This window comes from Pseudomonas tehranensis (assembly GCF_014268615.1).
GTDB classification, from domain to species: Bacteria; Pseudomonadota; Gammaproteobacteria; order Pseudomonadales; family Pseudomonadaceae; genus Aquipseudomonas; species Aquipseudomonas tehranensis.
In genome coordinates this window covers 1-4140 of sequence record NZ_JABWQV010000348.1, presented here as the reverse complement: position 1 = coordinate 4140, position 4140 = coordinate 1, and the positions used below count along the sequence as shown (strand labels likewise).

5 protein-coding genes are annotated in these 4140 nt (G+C 56.8%); 3 read left to right on the top strand and 2 right to left on the bottom strand.

Annotated features, from left to right (window positions below; translation table 11 throughout):
* Window positions 1–480: 480 nt before the first annotated feature.
* On the bottom strand, window positions 481–1404 hold the full coding sequence (locus HU811_RS25575; protein WP_186658832.1) for a DMT family transporter: 924 nt from the start codon (window positions 1402–1404) through the stop codon (window positions 481–483).
* Window positions 1405–1514: 110 nt separating this feature from the next.
* On the opposite strand from HU811_RS25575, the gene HU811_RS25570 reads away from it, so the two are divergent.
* A complete protein-coding gene (locus HU811_RS25570) occupies window positions 1515–2381 on the top strand; it encodes a LysR family transcriptional regulator (RefSeq protein ID WP_186658829.1) in 867 nt (288 codons plus the stop codon).
* A gap of 36 nt (window positions 2382–2417) precedes the next feature.
* A complete protein-coding gene (locus HU811_RS25565) occupies window positions 2418–2939 on the top strand; it encodes an HIT family protein (protein ID WP_092399350.1) in 522 nt (173 codons plus the stop codon).
* Here the strand turns inward: HU811_RS25565 and HU811_RS25560 are convergent.
* Window positions 2893–3564 carry a DUF2268 domain-containing putative Zn-dependent protease gene (locus HU811_RS25560; RefSeq protein ID WP_092399041.1) on the bottom strand — a complete coding sequence of 224 codons (672 nt, stop codon included), beginning with the start codon at window positions 3562–3564 and terminating at the stop codon, window positions 2893–2895. The two genes, HU811_RS25565 and HU811_RS25560, sit on opposite strands and share 47 nt — an antisense overlap.
* Before the next feature lie 278 nt (window positions 3565–3842).
* Here HU811_RS25560 and HU811_RS25555 point away from each other — a divergent pair, with 278 nt between their 5' ends.
* Complete coding sequence (locus HU811_RS25555) at window positions 3843–4115, top strand: hypothetical protein (RefSeq protein WP_092455253.1); 273 nt, start codon at window positions 3843–3845, stop codon at window positions 4113–4115.
* Window positions 4116–4140: the final 25 nt, after the last annotated feature.

Here is a 4140-nt window from a genome sequence, read left to right as displayed (position 1 = left end):
GCGGGAGCAAGCTCCCTCGCCACAAAAGCCCCCTCGCGTCTATACCGGAGAAATCGTTGCCAGCACGCCAATCAAAAGCGTCAACGCCAGGAACCCACCCAAAAAAATCGCCATCTTCGCCATGAGCACACCTGATAGAAAAGTTTGCAGTACACGGACCGTGTGAGGCGAGCCGCGTGTTTATTCTGGGGAGGGAATGGTGTTCATTACAGAGGCACCTGACGCCGAAAAATACGGATCAGACGAAAGCATCCCCGGCCAGCACAGGACTCGCTCAATGCATCAACCTGAGCCTGGCCGCAGGAACGACGCAAGCCGGTAAGACTCAATGAGGTAAATCGCTGGCATAACGCAACCTGTGGCGAGGGAGCTTACTCCCGCTGGGCTGCGCAGCAGCCCCAAAACAGCGCGTCAGGGTAAAAGATTCATTGATAACCCCCAGCTCAATCCGGGTCAGGTAATCCTAAATCCGCGACAGAATCAGCCCACTTTTGCCCCGTTCCCCGGTTCAACACTCAACGCAAACACACTCACCAACACGATAACCGCCCCAACAATGACCATCGCTGACGGGCGTTCGGCCAGCACCCAAGAAGCCATCAACATCGCCGTGGGCGGTATCAGGTAAAGCGCCATGGATGCTCGGCTCACGTTGCTGTGCGCCAGGACGTAAGCCCAAGCGAGGTACGCCAGCGCGCTGGGAAAAACACCCAATATCAACACCGCCAGGTTCACCGAAACAGAGGCATGTTGTGCGTTAATTAGCAGTCCCGGCGCGAAAATAAATAGCAGGACTGTGCCCGACCAGACGGTGTAACAAACCATGGTCAATCCATCGTATCGCTGGGAATGACGTTTCTGGAGAGAGAAATACAGACTCCAGGACAACGCCGCCAGCAGGATCAATAGTCCATGGGCGTTCATATCACCCAAGCCACGATCCCCCGCCACGACCACGGCAGCGCCAAACAAGCCGCACGCTACGCACCCCCACTGCCAACCACTGACTCTGTCCTTGAAGAAAAAATGTGCGAGTAAAGCGCTGAACAAAGGCGTGGACTGGGCGAGCACACTGGCAGCCCCGGCACTGACGCCACGCTGACCGTAATTGAGGGCGATGTGGTGCAGGCTGACGGCAAAAAAACCCAACAACGCCAGCAACGGTAAATCCCTGAGACGTGGCCGGGCAATACCCTTGACCATCGCGACCAGGGCCATGAACACCGAAGCGATGAGAAACCGCATCAGCGCCAAGTGACCCGGATCGTAAGCCTGCAAGCCGATGCGAATGCCAATCGGAGAATAGGCCCAGCAAAAAATCACGAATGTCGTCGCGAGAATAACTTTCACGCTGGGTCTGCTGGGGTCTTTCGAGCCTTCAAACGGCACACAACGGGTTTCCATTCAGAGTTCCTGCGCTTTGAGCGTCTGACCGATTTACCCCGAAGTATCGAAACCACCCAACATCAACACAAGTGACTTAAACTCAACCAACCATTCACTTTGGGTGAGCTATGGAACTGTCCCAACTGCGCATGCTCAAGACCGTTTGCGATACCGGCAGCATCGCCCGCGCCGCCGAAGTGCTGCACTGCGTGCCGTCCAACATCACGGCACGCCTCAAATCCCTGGAGCGCGAGCTCGGTACGCCGTTGTTTTTTCGTGAGGGTCGTGGGCTGCGGGTCAGCCCGGCGGGAAAAGTGTTTTTGGAGTACGCCACAAAAATATTGAGCCTGACGGAAGAAGCCCGCCGCGCAGTCGCACCTACCGGCGCTCCACACGGACCGCTGCGCATCGGCGCCATCGAATCCAGCGCCACGGGGCGCCTGCCTCAGTTGTTGGCCAAGTACCATGCGAAGTACCCGCAGGTTTCGCTTGAGCTGAGCACGGGCACCTGGGCTCAGTTGCTGGACGATATCCAGCATCACCGGCTCGATGGTGCGATCGTAGCGGTGGACATGGAGCGGCCCGGACTCAAGCGCGCCGTGATGTACCGCGAGGACCTGGTGCTCATCGCATCCGAGTCTCATGGCCCGCTGCGCAGCGCGGCAGATTTGCGAGGCAAAGCGATCTTCATGTGGCCCACAGGCTGTCCGTACCGATTGGCGCTGGAGCAGTGGCTGCTGCATCATGAGCAAACACAACCGATCATCAGCATCGCCAGCTATGGCGCCATCGTCGGCTGCGTCAGTGCGGGTGCAGGTGTCTCGCTGGTGCCCCGGGGAATCTATGAGCAATACCGCCAGGGGGCTGGTTGGACGGGGTATGAATTTCCCGAGCTGATGGGGATCGACAACCTTTTCTATTGGCATGAAAACGCCGGCCTGCATCCTGCCAGAGAGGCGTTCTTGGCGATGTTGCAGACGGAATTCGAAGGTTAGACGCGCCTTCACCCAATGACCGACAGGGAGTCAGCTTTGAAGTTAGCACCGCAATTCATCCTCCATGAAACCACCCATTGGATCGTCAACCACCACCTGGCATCCGCCCTACCCGGCTACCTCATGCTCGGCTCCAAAGCTCATGTAAACTCATTGGCTCAATTGCCCGTCCCTGCGCTCGCAGAGCTCGGCGGTCTGATGGCAGACATTCAGCGCGTTCTTGAAACGCAACTGAAGCCCAAATGGCTTTACATCAGTCGATTCGGTCACGATCCCCGCTACCCTATCCACTTCCATTTCATCCCGGTGTACGACTGGGTCGAGGAACTGTTCTGGAAAGATTCGCGGTACAGGCTGCTGGAGACGTTTGGCACTCAAGAGAACGCTCAGACATTGACCGATGGCGCGGAGCTGACCTTGTTCATTTGGCGTGAATTCGGGGAGAGCTCTACGCCGCCAGCAATCCAAGGACCTTCGATTTGTCAGGTGATTAATCGGTTGCGGGAATCGTTCAAGACTGCGCCGACACCAAACCATCCTCCAGCGCAATGGCGATGATGTCTGTTGCAGGTACGTTGACCCAGGTTGAAACATCAACCTCGCCCCTCGACGCTAGCCAGCGTCCGACCATTTGATAGCCCAACGAGTAACCGAGCCATTTGGGCTTGTCGCCGAAACCAAAGAACCACTCGTTGTGATCGTAATATCTTGATTCGAGAGCTTGGCGTCCAACCGCTGGACTTGAAAGATCGGCGCAGGCAATGGCACGCTCCCAAGGCTCCGGATCGCTTCCGAGCAAATGCCGAACAAACTGGCCGGCCAGCCCTTCGCTGACCAGAGCCTCGCCCAAAGTCCAGCCGTAGCCAGGACCGCCCATGCGCAGGCAATGATGAACCTCATGAATCACATGTCGACGCAACGCACCGGTGCGTAGGCTGGAAAGGAAATTGGGATTATCGGGATCAAGGGTCATGGAAAACATGGAACTGCGAAACGCCCGCCCTACCAGGCCCATTTCCGCAATGGTTTCGCCCGGTAGCCGCTGAATCAGAACATCGAGTCGCGGCGGGAGCATCAGACAAGCTATGGCTTCATAAGCGGCGGCGAATTCGTCAGTCAATTCGCGGCGAAACTCGGCCAGGCTCCCCGAAGCTTCCAGCCAGTGCAGCGTCCATTTCTCCATAACTCTCTCCTTAAATCAACGTACTGGCTCGATGGCTCCAGGCCGCTCGCGACAGTAAATTTCCCTAGGGCAGTTGTCCACTGTCGATAGATTCGACTCTCCCTCTGTCTGTAAGACATCTCTGGCAAAAAACCATCGCGATTCCTACAAAGCTCTCGGAACCGGGTGCCTTGTCCGTCGAGCGCGGGGAAACCTATAGTCATTCCGTCGCCAGAATGGCGATCAGGTTTGGCGACCTGAGGATCGGATCAGCCCTTTAACCTGACCGGAGCAATCCCATGCAAAGATACATCCCCATCACCGGCATCGACTGCACGCCTGCCTCTCTACTCATCGATACTCAAGCCCCGCTGGACGTCTTGCACGCCACCGCTGATTACCGCATCCGTGTGGTGACTCAAGTACTGGAAAACATCGCGTTCCGATCCGAGATCGCCAGCGACACAGTGGTGCTTTCGGACTTGGCGCAACTTTTGGTGATTCCGTTGCGTGATGGGTGTGATTTGCTGGAGGTCATTGGTCGACGGCTTCAGGAGCAGGTTGAAAATTGATAGAGCTTCGGGCGCTTAAAGCGCC

Excerpts from the sequence above, each read along its gene's own strand:
- HU811_RS25555 (WP_092455253.1), top strand. The coding sequence starts at position 3,843 with ATGCAAAGATACATCCCCATCACCGGCATCGACTGCACGCCTGCCTCT.
- HU811_RS25575 (WP_186658832.1), bottom strand. The coding sequence starts at position 1,404 with ATGGAAACCCGTTGTGTGCCGTTTGAAGGCTCGAAAGACCCCAGCAGA.
- HU811_RS25570 (WP_186658829.1), top strand. The coding sequence starts at position 1,515 with ATGGAACTGTCCCAACTGCGCATGCTCAAGACCGTTTGCGATACCGGC.
- HU811_RS25560 (WP_092399041.1), bottom strand. The coding sequence starts at position 3,564 with ATGGAGAAATGGACGCTGCACTGGCTGGAAGCTTCGGGGAGCCTGGCC.